Annotated in this window: 22 protein-coding genes; 7 read left to right on the top strand and 15 right to left on the bottom strand. The window is 73.4% G+C overall.

Features of this window, described 5'->3' with window-relative positions; all coding sequences use genetic code 11:
- Nucleotides 1-8: 8 nt before the first annotated feature.
- Complete coding sequence (locus AQJ30_RS01400; RefSeq protein WP_067227801.1) at nucleotides 9-1,163, top strand: methyltransferase; 1,155 nt, start codon at nucleotides 9-11, stop codon at nucleotides 1,161-1,163.
- Here AQJ30_RS01400 and AQJ30_RS01395 read toward each other — a convergent pair.
- Nucleotides 1,150-2,004 (bottom strand): class II fructose-bisphosphate aldolase, encoded by an 855-nt coding sequence (locus AQJ30_RS01395; RefSeq protein ID WP_067227799.1) that lies wholly within the window; start codon nucleotides 2,002-2,004, stop codon nucleotides 1,150-1,152. The two genes, AQJ30_RS01400 and AQJ30_RS01395, sit on opposite strands and share 14 nt — an antisense overlap.
- Nucleotides 2,005-2,183: 179 nt before the next feature.
- On the bottom strand, nucleotides 2,184-3,065 hold the full coding sequence (locus AQJ30_RS01390) for an SIS domain-containing protein (RefSeq protein WP_067227797.1): 882 nt from the start codon (nucleotides 3,063-3,065) through the stop codon (nucleotides 2,184-2,186).
- A 124-nt stretch (nucleotides 3,066-3,189) separates the two neighbouring features.
- Here AQJ30_RS01390 and AQJ30_RS01385 point away from each other — a divergent pair, with 124 nt between their 5' ends.
- Entirely contained in the window at nucleotides 3,190-3,969 is a 780-nt protein-coding gene (locus AQJ30_RS01385; protein ID WP_067227795.1) for a DeoR/GlpR family DNA-binding transcription regulator, read from the top strand.
- 232 nt (nucleotides 3,970-4,201) lie between these two features.
- On the opposite strand, the gene AQJ30_RS39065 is transcribed toward AQJ30_RS01385, so the two are convergent.
- From AQJ30_RS39065 to AQJ30_RS01355, 6 genes are all read right to left on the bottom strand, one after another.
- Complete coding sequence (locus AQJ30_RS39065; RefSeq protein WP_079083706.1) at nucleotides 4,202-5,509, bottom strand: carboxypeptidase-like regulatory domain-containing protein; 1,308 nt, start codon at nucleotides 5,507-5,509, stop codon at nucleotides 4,202-4,204.
- A gap of 192 nt (nucleotides 5,510-5,701) precedes the next feature.
- Nucleotides 5,702-7,603: a molecular chaperone HtpG gene (gene htpG, locus AQJ30_RS01375; RefSeq protein WP_067227794.1), complete on the bottom strand. Its 1,902-nt coding sequence runs from the start codon at nucleotides 7,601-7,603 to the stop codon at nucleotides 5,702-5,704.
- Nucleotides 7,604-7,789: 186 nt separating this feature from the next.
- Complete coding sequence (locus AQJ30_RS01370; RefSeq protein WP_067227792.1) at nucleotides 7,790-8,491, bottom strand: SDR family oxidoreductase; 702 nt, start codon at nucleotides 8,489-8,491, stop codon at nucleotides 7,790-7,792.
- A gap of 134 nt (nucleotides 8,492-8,625) precedes the next feature.
- Nucleotides 8,626-9,195: a TetR/AcrR family transcriptional regulator gene (locus tag AQJ30_RS01365; protein ID WP_067227790.1), complete on the bottom strand. Its 570-nt coding sequence runs from the start codon at nucleotides 9,193-9,195 to the stop codon at nucleotides 8,626-8,628.
- A gap of 83 nt (nucleotides 9,196-9,278) precedes the next feature.
- Nucleotides 9,279-9,458, bottom strand: coding sequence for a hypothetical protein (locus tag AQJ30_RS01360; protein WP_245726804.1), 180 nt, complete (start codon nucleotides 9,456-9,458; stop codon nucleotides 9,279-9,281).
- A 197-nt stretch (nucleotides 9,459-9,655) separates the two neighbouring features.
- Nucleotides 9,656-10,282 carry a DUF6629 family protein gene (locus tag AQJ30_RS01355; RefSeq protein WP_067227787.1) on the bottom strand — a complete coding sequence of 209 codons (627 nt, stop codon included), beginning with the start codon at nucleotides 10,280-10,282 and terminating at the stop codon, nucleotides 9,656-9,658.
- Nucleotides 10,283-10,640: 358 nt separating this feature from the next.
- On the opposite strand from AQJ30_RS01355, the gene AQJ30_RS01350 reads away from it, so the two are divergent.
- On the top strand, nucleotides 10,641-11,813 hold the full coding sequence (locus AQJ30_RS01350; RefSeq protein ID WP_067227786.1) for an MFS transporter: 1,173 nt from the start codon (nucleotides 10,641-10,643) through the stop codon (nucleotides 11,811-11,813).
- A gap of 132 nt (nucleotides 11,814-11,945) precedes the next feature.
- Nucleotides 11,946-12,683 carry a maleylpyruvate isomerase family mycothiol-dependent enzyme gene (locus AQJ30_RS01345; protein WP_067227784.1) on the top strand — a complete coding sequence of 246 codons (738 nt, stop codon included), beginning with the start codon at nucleotides 11,946-11,948 and terminating at the stop codon, nucleotides 12,681-12,683.
- Between the two features lie 33 nt (nucleotides 12,684-12,716).
- On the opposite strand, the gene AQJ30_RS01340 is transcribed toward AQJ30_RS01345, so the two are convergent.
- Nucleotides 12,717-13,103: a MarR family winged helix-turn-helix transcriptional regulator gene (locus AQJ30_RS01340; RefSeq protein WP_067227783.1), complete on the bottom strand. Its 387-nt coding sequence runs from the start codon at nucleotides 13,101-13,103 to the stop codon at nucleotides 12,717-12,719.
- A gap of 87 nt (nucleotides 13,104-13,190) precedes the next feature.
- Between AQJ30_RS01340 and AQJ30_RS01335 the strand changes: the two genes are divergently transcribed.
- Together AQJ30_RS01335 and AQJ30_RS01330 are read left to right on the top strand one after the other, a co-directional pair.
- A complete protein-coding gene (locus AQJ30_RS01335) occupies nucleotides 13,191-14,690 on the top strand; it encodes an MFS transporter (protein ID WP_067228845.1) in 1,500 nt (499 codons plus the stop codon).
- A gap of 94 nt (nucleotides 14,691-14,784) precedes the next feature.
- Nucleotides 14,785-15,069 (top strand): DUF6332 family protein, encoded by a 285-nt coding sequence (locus tag AQJ30_RS01330; RefSeq protein WP_107119457.1) that lies wholly within the window; start codon nucleotides 14,785-14,787, stop codon nucleotides 15,067-15,069.
- Here the strand turns inward: AQJ30_RS01330 and AQJ30_RS01325 are convergent.
- The 3 genes from AQJ30_RS01325 to AQJ30_RS01315 all read right to left on the bottom strand — a co-directional run bounded on the left by AQJ30_RS01325 (nucleotide 15,030) and on the right by AQJ30_RS01315 (nucleotide 17,795).
- The gene (locus tag AQJ30_RS01325) at nucleotides 15,030-15,695 is read right to left on the bottom strand and encodes a response regulator transcription factor (RefSeq protein WP_067227780.1); all 666 of its coding nucleotides are present in this window, start codon (nucleotides 15,693-15,695) and stop codon (nucleotides 15,030-15,032) included. The genes AQJ30_RS01330 and AQJ30_RS01325 overlap by 40 nt on opposite strands.
- A complete protein-coding gene (locus AQJ30_RS01320) occupies nucleotides 15,692-16,927 on the bottom strand; it encodes a sensor histidine kinase (RefSeq protein ID WP_067227778.1) in 1,236 nt (411 codons plus the stop codon). The genes AQJ30_RS01325 and AQJ30_RS01320 overlap by 4 nt, the downstream gene beginning before the upstream one ends.
- A 178-nt stretch (nucleotides 16,928-17,105) precedes the next feature.
- Entirely contained in the window at nucleotides 17,106-17,795 is a 690-nt protein-coding gene (locus tag AQJ30_RS01315; RefSeq protein ID WP_067227776.1) for a TetR/AcrR family transcriptional regulator, read from the bottom strand.
- A gap of 164 nt (nucleotides 17,796-17,959) precedes the next feature.
- On the opposite strand from AQJ30_RS01315, the gene AQJ30_RS01310 reads away from it, so the two are divergent.
- Entirely contained in the window at nucleotides 17,960-18,412 is a 453-nt protein-coding gene (locus AQJ30_RS01310; RefSeq protein ID WP_067227775.1) for a nitroreductase family deazaflavin-dependent oxidoreductase, read from the top strand.
- A gap of 232 nt (nucleotides 18,413-18,644) precedes the next feature.
- Here AQJ30_RS01310 and AQJ30_RS01305 read toward each other — a convergent pair whose 3' ends face one another.
- From AQJ30_RS01305 to AQJ30_RS01295, 3 genes are all read right to left on the bottom strand, one after another.
- Nucleotides 18,645-19,349: a trypsin-like serine protease gene (locus AQJ30_RS01305; RefSeq protein WP_067227773.1), complete on the bottom strand. Its 705-nt coding sequence runs from the start codon at nucleotides 19,347-19,349 to the stop codon at nucleotides 18,645-18,647.
- A 142-nt stretch (nucleotides 19,350-19,491) separates the two neighbouring features.
- Nucleotides 19,492-20,076, bottom strand: a complete 585-nt coding sequence (locus AQJ30_RS01300) for an SRPBCC family protein (RefSeq protein WP_079083705.1) — start codon at nucleotides 20,074-20,076, stop codon at nucleotides 19,492-19,494.
- 78 nt (nucleotides 20,077-20,154) lie between these two features.
- The gene (locus AQJ30_RS01295; protein WP_067227771.1) at nucleotides 20,155-21,510 is read right to left on the bottom strand and encodes a carotenoid oxygenase family protein; all 1,356 of its coding nucleotides are present in this window, start codon (nucleotides 21,508-21,510) and stop codon (nucleotides 20,155-20,157) included.
- Nucleotides 21,511-21,556 lie beyond the last annotated feature (46 nt).

Below are 21,556 nucleotides of genomic sequence, written 5' to 3'. Positions count from 1 at the left end.
ACGACCGTATGACGACGCCCTGGGGCGAGCTCGAGCTGGCCCGCTTCCCCGAGGACCCGCGGGACCGGCTGCGCGCCTGGGACGCCTCCGACGCGTACCTGCTGCGGCACCTCGCCGAGCGGGAGGCGCGCGGGCTGCCGACGGCCGGCACGGTCGTGGTGCTCGGCGACCGCTGGGGTGCCCTGGTCACGGCGCTCGCGACGCGGACCGGCGGCTCGTGCGTCCAGATCACCGACTCCTTCCTGGGGCAGGAGGCGACCCGCGCCAACCTCGCCCGCAACGGCGTGGCGCCCGGTGCCGTGCGGCTGCTCACCACCCAGGACCCCCCGCCGGAGCGGATCGACGTCCTGCTGGTGCGGGTGCCCAAGAGCCTCGCGCTGCTCGAGGACCAGCTACTGCGGCTCGCGCCGTCGCTGCACGCGGACACGGTGGTCGTCGGCACCGGCATGGTGAAGGAGATCCACACCTCCACCCTGGACCTGTTCGAGGGCGTCGTCGGTCCGACCCACACCTCGCTCGCCGAGCAGAAGGCGCGGCTGGTGTTCAGCGCCCCGGACCCGGAGCGGCGACGGCCGGCCAACCCGTGGCCGCACACCTACGCCCTCCCGGACGGCCTCGGCGCGCTGTCCGGGCAGCCGGTGGTCAACCACGCCGGGGTGTTCTGCGCCGACCGCCTCGACATCGGCACCCGCTTCTTCCTCGGGCACCTGCCCGACACCCGGGGCGGGCGGCGCGTGGTCGACCTGGGCTGCGGCAACGGCGTGGTCGGTACGGCGGTGGCGCTGGCCGACCCGGGGGCCGAGGTGCTGTTCACCGACGAGTCGTTCCAGGCGGTGGCGTCGGCGGAGGCCACGTACAAGGCGAACGGGGTGCCCGGGCACGCCGAGTTCCGGGTCGGGGACGGGCTCGCGGGGGTGCCCGCCGGCAGTGTGGACGTCGTGCTGAACAACCCGCCCTTCCACTCCCACCAGGCGACGACGGACGCGACGGCGTGGCGGATGTTCACCGGGGCGCGGCGCGCGCTGCGGCCGGGCGGGGAGCTGTGGGTGGTCGGGAACCGGCACCTGGGCTACCACGTGAAGCTGCGCCGGCTGTTCGGGAACAGCGAAGTGGTCGCGGGCAACCCGAAGTTCGTGGTGCTCAGGGCGGTCAAGCGCGGCTGAACCCCGCCAGGATCGAGGTCACTTCGCGGGTCATCGCCTCACGTCCGGCCGTGAGGTAGGTGCGGCAGTCGACCGCCTCGGGGTGGGCGGCCAGGTGCCGGCGCACCGCCCCGGTCATGGCCTGGTTGAGGGCGGTGCCGACGTTCACCTTGGCGACGCCCCGGGCGACGGCCGCGGCCAGCTCGTCCTCCCGCACGCCGGAGGAGCCGTGCAGGACGAGGGGCACGTCCAGGGCCGCGTCCAGGCGGGCGATCAGGTCGTGGTCGAGGGTGGCGGTCCGGGCCGTCATGGCGTGGGCGCTGCCGACCGCGACGGCCAGGGCGTCCACCCCGGAGTCCGCGACGAACGCCCGGGCCTCGGCCGGGTCGGTGCGGGCGCCGGGGGCGTGGGGGTCGCGCGGGGGTTCGCCGTCCTTGCCGCCGATCTCGCCCAACTCCGCCTCGATCCAGAGCCCGTGGGAGTGGGCCCAGTCGGCGGCGGCGCGGGTGGCGGCGAGGTTGTCCGCGTAGGGCAGGCGCGAGGCGTCGTACATCACGGAGCTGAATCCGGCGTCGGGCGCCTGCCGCAGCAGGTGGTCGCTGCGGACGTGGTCGAGGTGCAGGGCGACGGGGACGGTGGCGCATTCGGCGGCGGCGGCCGCGGCGCGGGCGAGCGGCAGGACGTGGCCCCGGCGGAACCGGACGGCGTTCTCGCTGACCTGGAGGACGACGGGGGTCCCGGCGGCCTCGGCGCCGGCGAGCACGGCCTCCACGTGTTCCAGGGTGACGACGTTGAAGGCGACGACGGCCGAGCGGTGCCGGTCGGCGCGGGTGACCAGGTCACCGGTGGGGGTGAGGGGCACGGGGTCTCCTCGCGGGGGTGGGGCGGCGTTTCGGGGGGCGGTCAGGGGTCTTGGGAGGACGTCCGGGGTGCCCGGGAGGCCTCCAGCTGGGTGTCCGAGTGCGCCGGGGGTCTCGAGGGGAGCGTCCGGCGGCGCCGGAAGGGGCGGCTGAGCCGGGCGTCCGGATGCCGCGAGGCGTGTCAGGGGGCGAGGATCACCGAGCGGGTGAGGTGGCGGGGGCGGTCCGGGTCCAGCCCGCGTGCGGCGGCGACCGCGACGGCGAGCCGCTGGGCGAGGACGAGTTCGGCGAGCGGGTCGAGCCGGCCGGGCACCCACAACGCGCCGGTGGCGCCGACCTGTTCGGCCAGCCCTTCGGGTGCCTCGCCGAACATCCAGGTCGCCGTGCCGGTGGTGCTGACGCTGATGGGGCCGTGCCGGTACTCCATCGCCGGGTAGGCCTCCGCCCAGGCCAGCGACGCCTCGCGCATCTTCAGCGCGGCCTCGCGGGCCAGGCCCACGGTCCAGCCGCGCCCGAGGAAGGTGAACTGCCCGCAGCCCGGGAGCCCTTCGGGGAGCTCGGTCTCCAACGCGGTGCGGGCATCGGCGACCACGGCGTCGGTGTGCAGGCCGAGGTGGGCGCGCAGCAGGGTGAGGGCGGTGGTCGCGAACCGGGTCTGCACCACGGAGCGTTCGTCGGCGTGGTCGAGCACCACGAGGTCGTCGGCGGCCGCCATGACCGGGGTGTCCGGGTCCGCGGTGATCGCGGTCGTCCGGGTGTGTCCGCGCAGGCGGGCCAGCAGGTCCAGCACCTCGGTGGTGGTGCCGGAGCGGGTGAGGGCGACGACCCGGTCGTAGCGGCGGCCGTGCGGGAACTCCGAGGCGGGGAACGCGTCGGTCTCCCCGGCTCCGCTCGTCTCGCGCAGGGCGGCCACGGCCTGGCCCATGAAGTACGAGGTGCCGCAGCCGACCAACGCGACCCGCTCCCCCGGCGCGGGCAACACCCCAGCGTGATCGGCGACTTGGGCAGCGGCCCGGGTCCAGCAGGCGGGCTGGTCGCGCAGTTCGTCCTCGACGTGGGTCATGCGGTACCCCTCCCGAGTGATGATTGTTCCTGCACGGTAGTGGCTTCTTTCGCGCAACTTCAAGCATTCGGACGGGACGGGGATGCGTTAGGGTCACCCGAGGTGACCGGGGATCGGAGGCCGGATGTCACGCGACGCCCGCTGGAAGGCGCTGCTGGAACTGCTCGTGGAGCGCGGCCGGTTGGACGTCGAGGAGGCGGCCGCCGAGCTGGAGGTGTCGGCGGCGACCATCCGGCGCGACCTCGACGGGCTCGCCGAGCAGCAGATGCTGGTGCGCACCCGGGGCGGCGCGGTCGTGCACGGGGTGTCGTACGAACTGCCGTTGCGCTACAAGACGGCCCGGCACGCGTCGGAGAAGCAGCGCATCGCCCGTGCGGTCGCCGACCTGATCGCGCCGGGTGAGGCGGTCGGGCTGACCGGCGGCACGACCACCACGGAGGTGGCGCGCGCCCTGGCCGCGCGCGGGGACCTCGCCACCGGCGCCCCGGCCCTGACGGTCGTGACCAACGCGCTCAACATCGCCAACGAGCTGGCGGTACGACCCCAGTTCAAGATCGTGGTGACGGGCGGGGTGGCCCGGGCCCAGTCCTACGAGCTCGTCGGGCCGCTGGCCGACGGGGTGTTGGGGCGGATCACGCTGGACGTGGCGGTGCTCGGGGTGGGGGCCTTCGACGTCGCGCACGGCGCCGCGGCGCACGACGAGGCGGAGGCGGCGGTCAACCGGATGCTGTGCGAACGGGCCGAACGCGTGGTGGTCGCCGCCGACTCCAGCAAGCTCGGCCGCCGCGCCTTCGCCGGCATCTGCGCCACGGCGGCGGTGGGAACACTGGTCACGGACACGACCGCCGACCCGGGGACGGTACGCCGGTTCGAAGAGGCGGGACTACGGGTGATCGTGGCATGAGACTGCGGGTGGTCGTGGCCTGAGCGGACCGGCCGGCCGCCGAACCAGGGCCTGCTCCCTCACCCCCCACGGGCCGGCGCCCGAGTGGGGCGGGCGCCGGCCCTGCGGCGGAAAGTTCTCGGCCGCGCCCAAGATGTGCCCGACGCGGCACTGGGGTTAACCGCGGCCGTCACGGGGCAGCGCCCGGCGACGCGAGAACCTCCGTTAGGGGGAAGGTGCGGGCCGACGCCCCTCAGCCGCCCTCGTGGGCCAGTGCGATGTCGTGGCCGTCCACGTCGCCCCCGACGTCGACCCCCGTAGCGCGGGGCGGGTAGCCGGTGGCGATCACCGTGTACGCGCCCGTGTCGAGGTCGGAGAAGGCGTACGCCCCGTCCGGGCCGGTCGTCGTCGTCGCGACCACGTTGCCGGCGGCGTCGACCAGGGTGACCCGGGCGTCGCCGACCGGGCCGCCCGCCGCGCTGACCGTGCCCCGCACCTGCGCACCGGGCCGCAGTTCCACGTCGGCGCGGGTGGTCCCGGTGCCCGCCATCTCCACGGACAGCGCCAGCGGGCGGTGCTTGGGCGAGCTGACCGCCAGGGTGACCGGTCCGGGGACCAGGTCGGTGAAGGCGTACCCGCCGAGCCCGTCGGTGCGGGTCGTGGCCAGGACGTCGCCGCGCACGTCCGTCACGATGACGACCGCCCCGGCGACCGGCGCCCCGCCGTCCGCGGAGCGCACGGTGCCGACCAGCGCGCCGGTGCTGCCGAGCAGCACGTCGTGCGTCACCGGGTCCGCGCCCACCACGATCGTGGTCGCCTGCGGCCGGTGGCCGTCGGCGGCGGCGATGAGGACGTAGGTCCCCTCCCCCGGCGCCTGGACGGCGTACGCGCCCCGGAGGTCGGCGACCGCCCGGTCCAGCTGGCGTCCGGCGAGCGAGATCAGGGTGACGGCGGCCCCGGCGACCGGGGCGTTCTCCCCACCGCGCACCTGACCCCGTACCGGGCGCCCGCCCGCCGGGCCGCCCTCGGTCAGGCCCGGCACGGTGGCGACCAGCTCCGCGACCGCGCGGGCGAGCGGCACGGCGACCGCGGACCCGACCGTCTGCTCCGGCGATGCGGCGCCCACCGCCGTCTCGGCCCTCGTCCCGTCGGTCTGCACTGCCGTGTCGGCCCTCGTCCCGCCGGTCCTCACCGCACCCCTCCCCGCCTCGTCCACCGGTGTCGCGTCGGGCGAGGTCGACGCGGCGACCGGTGCCCCGGCGGCCGCGGACACCGCACGGCCCGTCGCTCCTCCCGCCGTCGCCCTCCCCCGCCCCGGGCTGAACGCGGCGGCCACCAGGGCCAGGACCGCCGCTCCGGCACCGATCCCGGTGACGGCCCAGGCGGCGTCCGGGGCCGAGGCGTTCAGGAGCCGCGGCAGGTCGGGGACGATGGGGATGACCAGGGTCTGCGTCAACGAGACCACGATCCCGCCGAAGGCCAGCACCGCGACGACGAGCGGGACGCGGCCACCGCCGACGGGCTCCCCCGCCTCCGCGGACCGGGGTTGCGCTGGGGACATGGCCGGGCCTCCGGGGGCGGTCACTGGGCCTGCACGACGTCCCCAGAATCTAGGGCCTTTGATTGACTCGAGCAACCAGAGTTTCGGTGCGCACGACGTGAACGTTCCGTGCGCACAGGGGAGTTGGAGCGGGGCCCGGCGAGAACGGAAGGGGTGCCCCCGGTCCGGCGGCACCCCTTCGCATCCGGAGGTCTAGAGCGCGCGCTCCAGTCGCTCCGCGACCAGCCTCACGAACTTGCCCGGTTCCTTAGGGCGGCCGCCCTCGGCCAACACCGCGAGGCCGTGGAGCAGTTCGGCGGTGTCGACCAGGCCGGAGCGGTCCTCGCGGTCCTTGTACGCCTGGTTCAGCCCCTTCACCAGCAGGTGGTCGGGGTTGAGTTCGAGGATGCGCTTGGTCTGCGGCACCTCCTGCCCCATCGCGCGGTACATGCTCTCCAGGGCCGGGGTGAGGTCGTGGGCGTCGGAGACCACGCACGCCGGGGAGACGGTGAGCCGCGAGGACAGGCGCACGTCCTTCACCTCGTCGCCCAGCTGCTCCTTCATCCAGCCGAGCAGCCCGGCGAACTCCTCGCCCTGCTTCTCGCGTTCCTCGCCGGACGCGACGTCGCCCTGCGCGTCCAGGTCGACCTCACCCTTGGCGACCGAGCGCAGCCGCTTGCCCTCGAACTCGCCGACCGCGTCGACCCACACCTCGTCGACCGGGTCGGTCAGCAGCAGCACCTCGACGCCCTTGGCCCGGAACGCCTCCATGTGCGGGGAGTTCTCGATGCTCTCCCGGGACTCACCGGTCATGTAGTAGATGTCGTCCTGGCCGTCGCCCATCCGCTCCACGTACTGCTGGAGCGTGGTCGGCTCGTCCTCGGCGTGCGTGCTGGCGAAGCTGGCCACCGCGAGGATCGCGTCGCGGTTCTCGGTGTCGCTGAGCAGGCCCTCCTTGACCACCGCGCCGAACTCCCGCCAGAACGTGGCGTAGCGCTCGGCGTCCTTCGCCTTGAGGTCCTTCACGGTGGACAGGACCTTCTTGGTGAGCCGGCGCTGGATCATCCGGATGTGCCGGTCCTGCTGGAGGATCTCGCGGGAGACGTTCAGCGAGAGGTCCTGCGCGTCGACGACCCCCTTCACGAAGCGCAGGTACGGCGGCAGCAGCGCCTCGCAGTCGTCCATGATCAGGACGCGCTTGACGTAGAGCTGGAGCCCGCGCCGGTAGCCCTGGGTGAACAGGTCGTGCGGGGCGTGCTCGGGCAGGAACAGCAGGGCCTGGTACTCGAAGGTGCCCTCGGCCTGGAGCCGTACGGTCTCCAGCGGCGGGCGCCAGTCGTGGCCCACGTGCTTGTACAGCTCGTGGTACTCCTCGTCCGACACCTCGTCCCGGGAGCGCGCCCACAGCGCCTTCATCGAGTTGAGCGTCTCGGGCCCGGGGGTCTCCTCGCCCTCGCCCTTGCTGTCCGGGGCCATCCGGACGGGCCAGGTGATGAAGTCGGAGTACCGCTTGACGATCTCGCGGATCTTCCAGGGCGAGGTGTAGTCGTGCAGCTGGTTCTCGGGGTCGGCCGGCTTGAGGTGCAGGGTGACGGACGTGCCCTGCGGCGCGTCGTCGACGGTCTCCAGGGTGTACGTGCCCTCGCCGCGCGACGACCAGCGGGTGCCCCGGTCCTCCCCGGCCCGCCGGGTCACCAGGGTCATCTCGTCGGCCACCATGAACCCCGAGTAGAACCCGACGCCGAACTGCCCGATCAGCCCCTCGGCGCCGGCCGCGTCCTTGGCCTCCTGCAGCTCCTTGAGGAACTGGGCGGTGCCGGAGTGCGCGATCGTGCCGATGAGCTGCCCCACCTCCTCGTACGACATCCCGATGCCGTTGTCGCGCACGGTGAGGGTACGGGCCTCGGGGTCGGTCTCGATCTCGATGTGCAGGTCGGAGGTGTCGACGTCTAGGCCGTCGTCGCGCAGGGCGGCCAGGCGCAGCTTGTCCAGCGCGTCGGAGGCGTTGGAGACGAGTTCGCGCAGGAACACATCCTTGTTCGAGTAGACCGAGTGGATCATCAGCTGGAGCAGCTGACGTGCCTCTACCTGGAACTCAAACGTTTCGGTCGGCATGGTTGGCTTCTACCTCGCAGGTCCCACGGTCGCCGGATCTGGTGGGAATCACTGTAAAACACCAAGTCAGCCAGGGGCGCGGGTTGTTGCAACGCGCCGGTCCGCACCCCGGGTCCCGCGGTCCTGCGGGTGGCTCGCGAAAGGGCCCGCCACAGCATCCGCCGGGCGGCTCGCTAGAGACACCCCCTAGGCGGCCAGCTGCGGGTACAGCAGGGCGAGGTCTCCGGCGAGGCCCGCCTTGACCTGGCGGCTGATGTCGTCGGCCAGCACCTCGTGCACCCCGGACTCCACCCCGTCCAGCGCGCGGGCGGCGACGTCGCGCGGGTCGGACTTCGGCGCGTCGACGTCCGCCGCCATGTCCGTGTCGACGTAGCCGACGTGCAGGCCGGTGACCGCGATGCCCCGCGGCCGCAGTTCCAGGCGCAGGGAGTTGCTCAACGACCACAGGGCCGCCTTGGAGGCGCTGTAGGGGCCGGCGACGCCCAGCCAGGAGAGCACCGAGTGGACGTTCAGGACGTGGCCGCCGCCGTTGCGCTCGAGCACGGGGACGAAGGCCCGGGTGACCAGCAGCGGGCCGTAGAAGTTGGTCTCGAACGCGCGGCGCACGTCCTCCACCGGGGAGTCGAGGAAGGAGCCGCCGAGCGAGACGCCGGCGTTGTTGACCAGGACGGTGACGTCCTGGGCCCGGGCGGCGGCCGCGGCCACCGAGTCGGGGTCGGTGACCTCCAGCGCCAGCGGCACGGCGTCGGGGTGGGAGACGGTCCGCGGGTCCCGCGCGGTGGCGTACACCTTGGCCGCCCCGCGGGCGAACAGCTCGTCCACGAAGGCCCGGCCGAGGCCGCGACTGCCGCCGGTGACGAGGACGACGGCGCCCTTGATCGAGGTCATGTCAGCTCCAGACGTAGGGGATCCGGTGCCCGGAGACATCGGAAACCGATCGGTTTCCCCAAGGTAAACCGATCGGTTTCCGTACGCAAGGTTGGACTTTCAAATCGTCCCGGGAATCCCCTCGGGGGTCGCGCTCAGCGCACCCCCGCCGCGTCGAGCACGTCGGCCGCCATGGGGACCACCAGGTCCTCCAGGGTGTCCACGTGGATGCCCGCGCGGGCGGCGGCACCGTCGAACAGCAGCATCAGCCGGCGGGCCACCAGTTCGGGATCGGCGGCCCCGCCTCGCGCGGCCTCGGCACGGAAGAAGGCCGCCAGCTCCTCCTTGACGCGACGCGCCACACGGCTGGCGGGATGGTTTTCGTCCTTGAGCTCGATCTGGACGGCCAGGTAGGGGCAGCCCCGGTACTCGGGCACCGTGGCCTGGGCGGCCGCGCGCTCGAAGACCGACAGCACGCGCGCGCGGGGCGGACGGCCGTCGTCGGGGTCGGGCAGCAGCCGTGCGGAGTAGTCCGCCGCGCGCTGTTCCAGGCTGGCGGCCAGCAGCTCGTCCTTGCCGGCGAACAACTGGTACAGAGAACGCTTGGACACCCCGGCGGCCTTGCACAGGGCTTCGACACCGACGGCGACGCCCTCGCGGTAGGCGAGGGCGGCCGTCGCGTCGAGCAGGCGGTCCCGGGAGGTCGGCTTCACCGGTGCGGTCATGCCGCGAGGGTAACGCCGTCCACCCCGGAACGAAACCGATCGGTTTCCCGGGGGCCGGGCCGGTCGGGCGGCCCGCCCACCGGTCAGCTCGTTTTCTGCATGGTCCGTTGGAAGGCCCGCATGCAGGGGAAGCAGTGCCGGTCCGTCGGCTCACTCCCCGGTGGCCATTCCTGTTTCTTGTCGACGCCGCACAGGGTCGAGGTCTTGTCGGTCGCGAGGACGTGCCAGACCGGCTCGCCCGCATCGTCGGAGCCACACCACATCTCGTGCACTCTCAGCTCCCTCCGGGAGACATCGAGGTCGACTCCCATCCCAGCACGGCCCCCTGGGGGACGGCCCCTCGGATGGGGCATGTGGGTGACACGCACGGTCCCCGGCCCACCCCTCCCCGTACAGACGGACACCGGCACAGGAACAGGAACAGGCACAGGGTCCGGCACCGAGTCGTGCGCCTGAGGTTCTACACGCCCACGCGGACCGGCGATCGCCGCCCCACCCACGCCCACACCACCACCGAGCACACCGCCGCGACCGCGCACCACGTCGAGACGAACTCCAGCCGCCACAGCGCCCCGCACATCAGCGCGCCCACCGCGACCAGGACCCCGAGCGTCACGAGCACCCGGTCGCCGGACAGCAGGAACGCGCCGATGGTGGCCACGAGGTAGCCGGCGACGAGGAGTTCGGGGTGGGGCAGCCCTAGCACGTAGCCGACGGTGTGGCCGCGGATCTCGGCGCGCACGGTCCGGGTGGCGAGGGCGTGGGCGAGGAGGGCGGCGGTCACGGCGCCCGACGCCAGGGGGAGCAGCAGCCGGCGCCGGGCCGGGCCCGGCACGGCGCACCACACGGCCACCGGCACCCACGCCGCGAGCAGCGGCAGGGCGATGACGGCCCAGGCGAGGGTCGCGGGACCCGTGCCCCCGCCGAGGTGCCAGACCCGGGCCTCGACCAGCTGGTGGGCACCGAGGAGCAGGGGCAGCGCGGCGAGCGGCAGGTCACGGGCGCGCCGGGTGCGCGCCACGCAGGCGACGCCCACAGCGGCGACGGCGGTGCCCGCCACGAGATCGGCCGTCGCACTCCAGCACATCGCCCCACCCTCGGTCGCGCCGTCGGATCACGGAAGGGGCCGCCGTGGCCGGCCGCTCACACCGGACGCCCACCCGCCGTGCGGGCCGCTCACACCGGACGCCCACCCGCCGTGCGGGCCGCTCACGCCGGACGCCCACCCTGCTTCCCTCCCCCGCCGACGCACCCCTCACGCCCCGCCCGCCCCTCCGTCATCCCGGACCGCGCCCCGCCTCGGCGCCCGAGCGCCCGACGCACCACGCAGAACAAGCCGCACCCCACCGACGAAAGGGGAGGGACCGGGCACCTTGCCCCCGGTCACGCCGCTCGCCTAGCCTGACTTTGTGCCGCAAATAAACAAAACCCGATCGCACAGTGCCGTGCCGGGCAACGGCAGCCTCCTGTCCCGACTCCGCCTCGTCCTCACCGTCTTCTTCGCCCTCGACGGCTTCGTGTTCGCCGGCTGGGTGGTCCGCATCCCCGACATCAAGGAACAGACGCACGCCTCGGCGGGCGCCCTCGGCCTCGCCCTGCTCGGCGTCTCCGCCGGCGCCGTCGTGACCATGACGCTCACCGGTCGCCTGTGCCGCCGCTACGGCAGCCACCGGGTGACCGTCGTCTGCGCGGTCCTGCTGTCCCTGAGCGTCGCCCTGCCCCCGCTGACCCACTCGGCGCTCGCGCTGGGCCTGGTCCTGCTGGCCTTCGGGGCGGCCTACGGCAGCATCAACGTGGCGTTCAACAGCGCCGCCGTCGACCTCGTGGCCGCGCTGCGACGGCCGATCATGCCGAGCTTCCACGCCGCCTTCAGCCTGGGCGGCATGGTGGGCGCCGGGCTCGGCGGGCTGGTCGCGGGGATGCTCACCCCGACCGCGCACCTGTTCTGCCTCACGCTGATCGGCCTGCTGGTGACCGCGCTCGCCGCGCCGACACTGCTGCGCCACGAACCGCCCCGCCGACCGGACCCCGGGCCCGCCCCCGGACCGGGCACGCCGTCCCGTGCGGCCGGTGGCCACCGGCGGCTCGTGGTCGTCTTCGGGCTGATCGCCCTGTGCACCGCCTACGGTGAGGGCGCGATGGCGGACTGGGGCGCGCTGCACCTGAAGCAGGACCTCGGGACGTCGGCCGGGGTCGCGGCCGCCGGGTACGCGTGCTTCGCGCTGGCGATGACGCTCGGGCGGCTGACCGGGACGACGCTGCTGGAGCGGCTGGGCCGTACCCGTACCGTCGTCGTGGGCGGGAGCACCGCGGCCGTCGGCATGCTCGCCGGTTCCCTGGCCCCGAGCCCGTGGGCCGCCCTGGCCGGGTACGCCGTCACCGGGCTCGGGCTGGCCAACCTGTTCCCGGTGGCCGTCGAGCGGGCCGGTGCCCTCGCCGGACCCGACGGCGTCGCCACCGCCTCCACGCTCGGCTACGGCGGCATGCTGCTGGGTCCGCCCGCCATCGGGTTCATGGCGGAGTGGCTGTCCCTGTCGGCGGCCCTGACGAGCGTGGCGGTCCTCGCGGGGATCGCGGCGCTGATCGGGTTCGCGGTGCGCGACGCCGCGCCGGGCTGACCGGGCCGACTCGGCCCGGCCCCTGGGGCGCCGGGCCGAGCGGCCACCCGCCCCCCTCCCCCTCCCGGACGGGGCGCCGGACCGACCGGCCGCCCCTCCCCCGCGAGGCCCTTGATCGTGCACACTCACCTCATGGAGACTGCGCAGTTCATCGACGTCCTGGACCGGGAGGGCCGGTCGCTCGGCGAGGCCGCCGCCGCGGCCGGGGTCGACGCGAAGGTGCCGACGTGCCCGCAGTGGCAGGTGCGGGACCTGGTGCGGCACACCGGCATGGTGCACCGCTGGGCGACCGCGTTCGTCGTCGAGGGGCACACCGACCACCACCCCGACGGGGGCCTGCCCGACCTCGACGGCGACGCGCTGCTGGAGTGGTTCCAGGAGGGCCACCGGGCCCTGGTCGACGCCCTGTCGGCGGCCCCGCCCGACCTCGCGTGCTGGCACTTCATGCCCGCCCCCTCGCCGCTGCGGTTCTGGGCGCGGCGGCAGACCCACGAGACGACCGTACACCGGGTCGACGCCGAGTCGGCGCGCGGCACGATCGGCCCGGTCGAGCCCGCGGTCGCGGTGGACGGCATCGACGAACTCCTGCGGTCCTTCCACGCCCGCGCCAAGAGCCGGGTGCGCACCGACCGGCCCCGGGTGCTGCGCGTGCGGGCGACGGACACGGACGACGCGGTGTGGACCGTACGGCTGTCGCCCGAGCCGCCCGTGGCGGAGCGCGGCGAGTCCGGAGCGGCGGACTGCGAACTCAGCGGCAGCGCGGCGCAGTTGTACCTGTCCCTGTGGAACCGGCAGCCGTTCCCCGCGGTCACCGGGGACGCCTCGCTGGCCGAGCTGTGGCGGGAGAGGTCGGCGATCACCTGGAGCTGACGGAACCTCAGTAACCTCCTACCGCTGGGCCGTTCAGCTCGCGAGCATGCGTCCCAGCACCGCGCGCTGCACCGGCAGCACCCGGCCGTGCAGCGCGCGCCCCGTCGCCGTGAGGACGACGCGGACGCCGCGCCGGTCCTCCGAGCACAGACAGCGCTCGACCAGGCCGTCCTTCTCCAGGCGCGCGATCAGCCGGGACAGGGCGCTCTGGCTGAGGTGGACGCGCTCGGCGATCTCCTGCACCCGGTAGCCGGTGCGGTCGGCGCCCTCCGCGAGCACGTCCAGCACCTCGAAGTCGCTGGCGCACAGGCCGTGGTGGTGCAGGACGCGGTCCAGTTCGCACTGGGTGCGGGCGTGCAGGGCGAGGATGTCCCGCCACTGCCGCACGAGTTCCTGCTGCTCACCCCGCGTCTCCGTCATGCGCGGCACCGTAGCAGAGATCGCTTTTCGTTGCACGCGAATTAAATGCACTTGCATTCGATGCACACGCATGGAATGGTCGTCGCCATGACCACTCCGCTCCCCTCCCCCGCGTCCCCGGCGCCCTCCGCGTCGACGGTGCGCTGGACTCCCCGGCTGTGGGGCACCCTCCTGGTGCTGTGCGCCGCGATGTTCCTCGACGCGCTGGACGTGTCGATGGTCGGCGTCGCCCTGCCGTCGATCGCGACCGACCTCGACCTGTCCACCTCGACCCTGCAATGGGTCGTCAGCGGCTACATCCTGGGCTACGGCGGCCTGTTGCTCCTCGGCGGCCGGACCGCCGACCTGCTGGGCCGGCGCCAGGTCTTCCTCGTCGCGCTCGGCGTCTTCGCGCTCGCCTCGCTGCTCGGCGGCCTCGTCGACTCCGGCCCGCTGCTCATCGCCAGCCGCTTCGTCAAGGGCCTGAGCGCGGCGTTCACCGCGCCCGCCGGGCTGTCGATCATCACGACGACGTTCCCCGAGGGCCCGCTGCGCAACCGCGCCCTGTCGATCTACACCACCTGCGCCGCCACCGGCTTCTCCATGGGCCTGGTCCTGTCCGGCCTGCTCACCGAGGCCAGTTGGCGGCTGACGATGCTGCTGCCCGCGCCCATCGCCCTGCTCGCCCTCGCGGCCGGCCTGAAGCTGCTGCCGCGCAGCGCCCGCGAACGCGACCACAACGGCTACGACGTCCCCGGCGCCATCCTCGGCACGGCGTCCATGCTGCTGCTGGTGTACACGGTCGTCCAGGCGCCCGAGGCCGGCTGGACCTCGGCCCGCACCCTGCTGTCCTTCCTCGCGGTGGCGGTCCTGCTGACCGTGTTCGTCCTGGTCGAACGACGCTCGCCGGGGCCGCTGATCCGCCTGGGCGTGCTGCGCTCCGGCAGCCAGATCCGCGCCCAGCTCGGCGCGATGGCCTTCTTCGGCTCGTACGTCGGCTTCCAGTTCCTGGCCACGCTGTACATGCAGTCGCTGCTGGGCTGGTCCGCGCTGCACACCGCCCTCGCCTTCCTGCCGGCGGGCGCGCTGGTCGCGGTGTCGTCGACGAAGGTGGGCGCGATCGTCGACCGGTTCGGCACCCCGCGGCTCATCGCGGTCGGCTTCGCGCTGATGGTCGTCGGGTACGTGCTGTTCCTGCGCGTCGACCTGGACCCGGTGTACGCGGCGGTGATCCTGCCGTCGATGCTGCTGATCGGCGCGGCCTGCGCGCTGGTGTTCCCCTCGCTCAACATCCAGGCCACCAACGGCGTCGACGACCACGAGCAGGGCATGGTCTCCGGGCTGCTCAACACCTCCGTGCAGGTGGGCGGCGCGATCTTCCTCGCCGTGGTGACCGCGGTGGTCACGGCGGGCGCCCCGGCCGACCCGACCCCGCAGGCCGTCCTGGACAGCTACCGTCCGGGCCTGACCGTGGTGGCGTGCGTCGCCGCCGCCGGCTTCCTGATCACCCTGACCGGTCTGCGCACCCGGCGCACCCGGCCGTCGGTGGTGGTCGCCCAGTCCACCCTCCGGGAGGCGGAAGCGGACCGCGTGCCGGTCCGTGACTGACGGGGACGCCTCCACCGGTGCCCCGGCGGGCTTCCTTGCCCGCCGGGGCACCGGCCTGTGAAACTCCCGGTATGACGTCATGTGGGGAACGGCTTTGACGGGGCATCAGGGGCGGCGCACCCAGGCCGAGCGGGACGCGATCACCGTCGAGATCGGGTACGCACTGGTCAGCGCGGCCTTCGCGACGGCGGTCGTGGTCGGGGCCGTCGCCGGTCCGGCGCTGCTGTTCGACCTGCCCGCACTCGTGGAGCGCTCGTCGAAGGGGGCGGCCGCGGTGATCGCCCCCGTGCTGTTCCTCACCCGGGTCGTGACGGTGCTGGTCCGTTTCCGGCGGGGCGCTCAGCCCAGCCAGCCCGGACGGACCAACCCCGACTCGTAGGCCAGGACGACCAGTTGGGCCCGGTCGCGGGCGCCGAGCTTCACCATGGTGCGGCTGACGTGGGTCTTGGCGGTGAGGGGGCTGACGACCAGCCGGCGGGCGATCTCCTCGTTGGACAGGCCGATGCCGACCAACGCCATCACCTCCCGCTCCCGCTCGGTGAGCGCGCCCAGCGCGTCGGCCGCGGCGGGCTCCTTGGACCGCGCGGCGAACTCGGCGATGAGCCGGCGCGTCACCCCCGGCGACAGCAGCGCGTCCCCGGCGACCACCGCCCTTACGGCGCGCAGGAGTTCGTCCGGCTCGGTGTCCTTCACCAGGAAGCCGGAGGCACCCGAGCGGATCGCCTCGAAGACGTACTCGTCCAGCTCGAACGTGGTGAGCATGACCACCTTCACCCGGGCGAGGGCCGCGTCGCCGGTGATGCGGCGGGTGGCGGCCAGCCCGTCGAGCACGGGCATGCGGATGTCCATCAGCACGACGTCGGGCCGCAGTTCCCGCACCGCGCGCACGGCCTGCACACCGTCGGCGGCCTCGCCGGCCACCTCGATGTCCGCCTGCGCGTCGAGCAGCGCCCTGAACCCCGCCCGCACCAGGGACTGGTCGTCGGCGAGCAGTACCCGGATCACTGGTCCTCCCCCACCTTCCCGGTCAGCGGCAGCACGGCCAGCACCCGGAAGCCGCCGTCCGGGCGCGGACCCGCCTCGATCGTGCCACCCAGGGCGGCGGCCCGCTCCCGCATCCCGGCGAGCCCGTTGCCGCTGCCGCCGGCCTCGGCGCCGGTCGCCGGACCGTCGTCGTCGATCCGCAGCCGCAGCGACCGCCCGGCGTCCTCCAGGCACACGCGCGCGTGCCGCGACCCCGAGTGCCGTACGACGTTGGTGAGGGCCTCCTGGACGATGCGGAACGCGGCGAGGTCCGCGCCGGGGGCCAGCCGCGGCGGCTCGCCCTCCACCCGGACCGTGAGCCCCGCGCGCCCCGCCTGCTCCACGAGTTCGGGCAGCCGGTCCAGGCCGGGCGCCGGGGTGCGCGGCGCGTCCCCGGGCGTGCGCAGGGTGTCGAGCACCTGCCGTACGTCGCCCAGCGCCTCCTTGCTCGCGGACTTGATGGTGGTGAGCGCGGTGCGGGCCTGCTCGGGGTCGGAGTCGAGGAGGGCGAGGCCGACACCGGCCTGAACGTTGATGACCGACAGGCTGTGGGCGAGGACGTCGTGCAGTTCGCGGGCGATCCGCAGCCGCTCCTCGTCGGCGCGGCGCCGGGCGGCCTGGGCGCGTTCGGCCCGCTCCCGCGCCCACTGCTCGCGCCGGGCCCGCGCCAGCTCGGACACCGCGACGATCACCACGATCCAGGTGGCGAGCACGAACTCCTGGGTGAGGGAGGCCCGGTCGTCCCCGGCGGGCGGCAGCCACCGGTACAGCCACTGTGCCACCAGCACGTGCACCGCCCACAGCGCGCCCACCGCCCACCAGGCGGCCCGGCGGTGCCCGGCGACGACCGCGGCGAAGCAGGCGACGGCGACCGGCACGAAGACCGGCCCGTAGGGGTAGCCGGCGCCCAGGTAGACGGCGACGGCGGCCGTCGTGCCGAACACGACCGCCACCGGCCGGCGCCCGCGCCACAGCAGCAGGCCCGAGGCGACGAGCAGCAGCGCCCGCGCGAACGGGTCCAGCGCGGCCCGCTCCCCCTCCTGGGCGTGGGCCGCGAAGGTCGAGCCGAGCAGCACGAAGGCGGTGACCAGCAGGGTGGACGGCCACGGCAGCCGCCGGACGCGGGGCTCGTCGTCCTCGCCGCGCCGCGCCCAGGGCGGCCCGTACCGCCACCACCGCCGGGGCCCGCCCGCGCCCGTCCGCCGTCCGTCCATGCGGCCACGCTAGACGCCCCGGACGGCCCGGCACGTCCGCCGGGCGGGGTGATCGTTCGTACTCCTGGGGAAGTACGGGCGGGGGGCGGTGACGCGGGTTGCGGGGGCGGGGCCGGGAGGGCCGGCGCGGCCACGATGCGCGCCCCGGTACAGGAACGCGATGGGGGCACCCCACCGGCTACGGCAGGCCCACCTGGTCCGCCAGCCGGGTCGCCGCGTGGCGGAAGAACGGCTCGCGGTCCTCGACGACCCGGTGGAACTGGCCGAACAGCTCGAAGCCCACGAGCCCGTACAGCTGGGCCCAGGCCGCGACCAGGGCCGCGCCGGCCGCGGGCGGCAGGTCGGGGGCGAGGTCGGCGACCAGGCGCTCGGCCTCGGGCCGCAGGTCGGCCGGGAGCGGCAGGTCGGCCAGCCCCGGGCCCCGGTGGGCGTCGCGGACGATGCCGATGAGCAGCAGGCCCACCCGGGCGGCGGCCGGGACGGTGGTCTGGGGGGCGTGGTAGCCGGGGACGGGTGAGCCGTAGATCAGCGCGTACTCGTGCGGGTGGGCCAGCGCCCAGCGGCGCACCGCGGTGCAGACCGCGACCCAGCGCTGTCGCGGGCCCTCCTGGGCCACGGCGGCGTGCGCGGACTCGGCGGCCTCGCCGAGGGAGTCGTAGGCGTCGATGATCAGCGCGGTGAGCAGGTCGTCGCGGCTCGGGAAGTAGCGGTACAGCGCCGAGGAGACCATGCCCAGCTCCCGGGCGACGGCGCGCAGCGACAGCCGGGCGGCGCCCTCCGCGGCGAGCTGTCTGCGCGCCTCCTCCTTGATGGCGGCGGTGACTTCGATCCGGGCGCGGGCGCGGGCCCCTCGGGCGGTGCTGGTCATGGGGACAGTGTTCCACGGAACGAGAGCAGCGCACACAAGCAAGAGCGGCGCACAAAAAAGAGAGCACTGCTCTTGCGGCGGGACGCCGGTCCGTTCACACTGAAGGGGCAGGCGAGAGCACCGCTCTCGCAACGGGCACCGCATCCACCACCGGGGAGTCACCCATGTCGTCGTCGCCGTACTACCTCAAGGGCAGCGCGCTGAACGTCCGGTTCAACAGCGTGATCGGCTGGCTCGCCCGGCACGGGCTGAGCGTCGCGGGCACGGCCGAACTGTCGGTGCCCGGGCGCAAGAGCGGCCGGATGCAGCGCGTCCCGGTCAACCCGCACACCTACGGGGGCGGGCAGTACCTCGTCTCGGCCCGCGGGCACTCGCAGTGGGTGCGCAACATGCGGGCCGCGGGCGCGGGCGAACTGCGCGTCGGGCGCAAGGTGCGGCGCTTCACCGCGGTGGAGGTCCCCGACGCCGAGAAGCTCCCCCTCCTGCGGTCCTACCTGGAGAAGTGGGGCTGGGAGGTCAACCAGTACTTCCAGGGCGTCACCGCCAAGTCCTCCGACGAGGAGATCCTGGCGGCCGCACCCGACCACCCGGTCTTCCGCATCACGGTCGAGGGCTGACACCGCGAGGAAGCGAACAAGCCGAGGAACCCGGGGAGCCCGAGGGCCCGACGCGTTGCGGACCGACCCACCGAGCGGCTTCCGGCAGGGAACGAAGAGCCGGGTGCCGTCCTCGTTCGCGAGCGGGGCGACCGTCGACGTCACCCGCAGCCGCCTCGGGCGCCTCGTACGACAAGGCTTCTCACCCGACCCGGCAGAGGCCGCTACGAGAAAGGGACTCAACGTCCACTCATCAGATTCTGCTCACGATCCAGTTCTGCAGATCTGAGTCAGCCAGGGACACAGCGCGTGCGACCGTACTGTTGTCGCCGCTGATGGTCATTGCGTGGGGGACTCCGGCAGCATCCACGATCGGTCCCCCCGAGTCACCGTTGCTCTGGATGCCGTCTCCCCGGGCGACATCCATGTGCACGATGTGTTCGTTGTTCTCGAGGTACCGGCCGACCCTGACGGTGCACACGGCGAGCTTTGCAGGCCATTGTCCGGCCGCGGTCTGGCCCCAGCCTGATGCGGCGAGATTGGTGCCGGTGTCGACGTAATGGTCGGCCGCGGGGAAAGGGGCCCAGCCGAGTGGTACAGGTGCGTCGAGTTCCATCAGGGCTACGTCCGCCTTGTTCCACCCGGTATAGCCCTTCAGGCCCCTCTGGTAACCGGCGTTCAACTGGAGGGAGCCCACGTGCACGGTGACCTTCGACGGCTCTGTGGCCCACAGGCAGTGCCCGGCGGTGAGCACCCAGCTGTCATCGACCAATATTCCACTGCACCGAGTCGTAGTGCCATTGAGTTTGACAACGTCCACCTGGACGGTGTGGCGGGTTTTGCCGGCCCAGGCTCCGCCGACGATGGCGTGAGCGGGAGCCACCGTTGCCTGGCCGGCAAGAATCCCAGTCGCTGAAGCGATGACAGCCAGGATTCGCCTCGTGATTTTCCTCTGCATACTTTTCCTTTCCGTGTGTCCCTGCTGCAGGGAGGGCGGCGAGGACCTGGATCGTGAGGCGCGTTGTCGAGCGACACGGTGGGCCTCTCCGGCGTGGGTGCCTCCGGAGCCGGTGACTGCTCCGGAGGCTGGGGGCAGGGGATTACTCGGCGGCCTGGGTCTCGGCCTCGTGCTTGAGGTTGTTGACCCAGTTGTGGAGGGAGTTGTCGAGGGCGGCCTGCAGGACGGCCTGGTTGGCTTCGACGGGGGTGCCGGTCCAGGACTCCTCGGTGTGGACGAGGACGCCGTGCGCCGTGGGGGTGAACGTCCACACGTGGACGGCGGTGATGCCCTGGGCGGGGCCGCCCCAGGCCAGGCGCTTGCCGGGAACGACCTGCCGGACGGTAGAGGTGATGTCGAGGCCCTCCGTGGTCCAGCGGAAGGTGGAGCCGGGTCGCAGGCGTCCGGGGGTGTCCTTGACGACGGAGACGACGTCGGGCTGCCAGGCGGGCCAGTTCTCGACGTCGGTCTGGATCTTCCAGATGGTGCGCAGGGGGGCGTGGATGAGGATGTTCTCGCGGGTGATGACGGGGGCGTTGTGGTCGATTTCCACGTTGCCGGTGTGGGCGATCAGGGCCTGGCTGGAGGCGGCCGGCTCGTCGTCGCCGAGGGCGTAGGCGGTGCCGGTGGCGAGGAGGAGGGCGCCGGTGGTGGCGGCGAGGAACTTGGTGGCGGTGAGGATGCGCATGGTCAGGTCCTTGCGTGTCGGTGAGCCGGTTGGGGGCCTGCCTGCGGCGGGGCGGGTCCGCCCCGCCGCAGGGGTGGGTCAGTTGTGGGGCTCGCTGTCGGGGATCCAGGAGCCGTGGATGCCGCCGGTGACGCGGCGCGGGAGGTGGACGGTGGCGATCCGGTCGAGGCCGGAGGCGTCCAGGACCAGGAGCTGGGAGGCGTCCTGCTTGAGGTCGGAGACGACGGTGAGGAGGTAGCCGTCGTCCTCGCGGGTGGCGCCGGCGGCGGGGACGAAGACGGCTTCGCTGGGCAGGCGGGCGTCGCCCATCTGGTGGACGCGGCGGGCGCCGGTGGTGCGGTCGTACTTGACGACGCCGTAGCCGCCGAAGCCTTCCTGGTCCGGGAAGGAGACCGCGTACTGGTAGCGGTGTTCGGCTCCGAGGAACTCTTCGTTGAGGGTCGGGAATTCGACGGCGAGGTCGTCGATGATCTGCTCGTCGACGCTGCCTGCGTCGAGGTCGACGACCCAGCGGCGGGTGTAGGAGCGGGTGTTGGGCTCGGTGCCGCGGCCGGGTGCGCCGACCCACCAGTTCCAGGAGAGCTGGAAGCCTTCCCGGTCGACGGTGGGGCCCTCCAGGACGATGCGCCCCTGCGCGTCCTCGTAGGCGTTGGCGGCGTGGAGCATGTTCCCCGGCTCGATGGAGAACCAGCGGATCTTCCCGGCGCCCTCGTCACCGCGGGGCATGACGCCGATCCGGGCCGGCTGGTCGTCGTTCCAGCCGTAGGGGATGCCGGAGTGCTCGTCGGGGTCGAAGGTGACGGTGCCCTCGACGAAGACCACGTGATGGCGGGTGATCGCGAAGTCGTGCTTGAGGGAGGCGGTCGCGCCGGGGATCTCGGCGCTGTGCGTGATCTGCCCCGTGGCGTCGGCCACGTAGTGGATCAGGTAGGGCGGGAACGGGGAGGAGCCGAAGAAGTGCAGTTCCCCTGAGACCGGGTCGGTCTTCGGGTGCGCGGTCATGGCGCTGCGCAGCTTGCCGTCGAAGTCGAAGGCGCCGACGGTGTCCAGCTCGGGTGTGAGTTCGAAGGGGAAGTTCGCCTCGCACAGGGCGAGCAGGCGGCCGGCGTGCTCGATGACGTGGGTGCCGGCAGTGCTGGCGGTCAGGTCGATCCCGTGGTCGGTCATGTAGGGGGCGCCGTCGAGGGCGGGGGTGCGGACCCAGCGGTTGCGGTACCACTCGGCGTGGCCTTCGCGCAGCCGGATGCCGTGGACCATGCCGCTGCCCTTGAACCAGTGGCTGGGGGTGACGCCCGGCTTGGGGTTGTGGCTGTTGCGGATCAGGCGGCCGGTCAGCTCCGGCGGGAGGGTGCCCTCGACGGTCAGTCGGGTGGCGGTGATCTCGTCGACGGCGGGCGTGTAGTGGCCGGTGAGGTACGGCTTGTCGGCGGTCATGGCGGGAATCTCGTTTCGTGGGTGCGGCGGGGACAGGACTGGTGCT

Origin of the sequence: Streptomyces longwoodensis, from assembly GCF_001514125.1 — a bacterium.
GTDB lineage: Bacteria > Actinomycetota > Actinomycetes > Streptomycetales > Streptomycetaceae > Streptomyces > Streptomyces longwoodensis.
The sequence above is the reverse complement of the archived record's forward strand: the minus strand, read 5'-3'. Positions and strand labels throughout refer to the sequence as shown.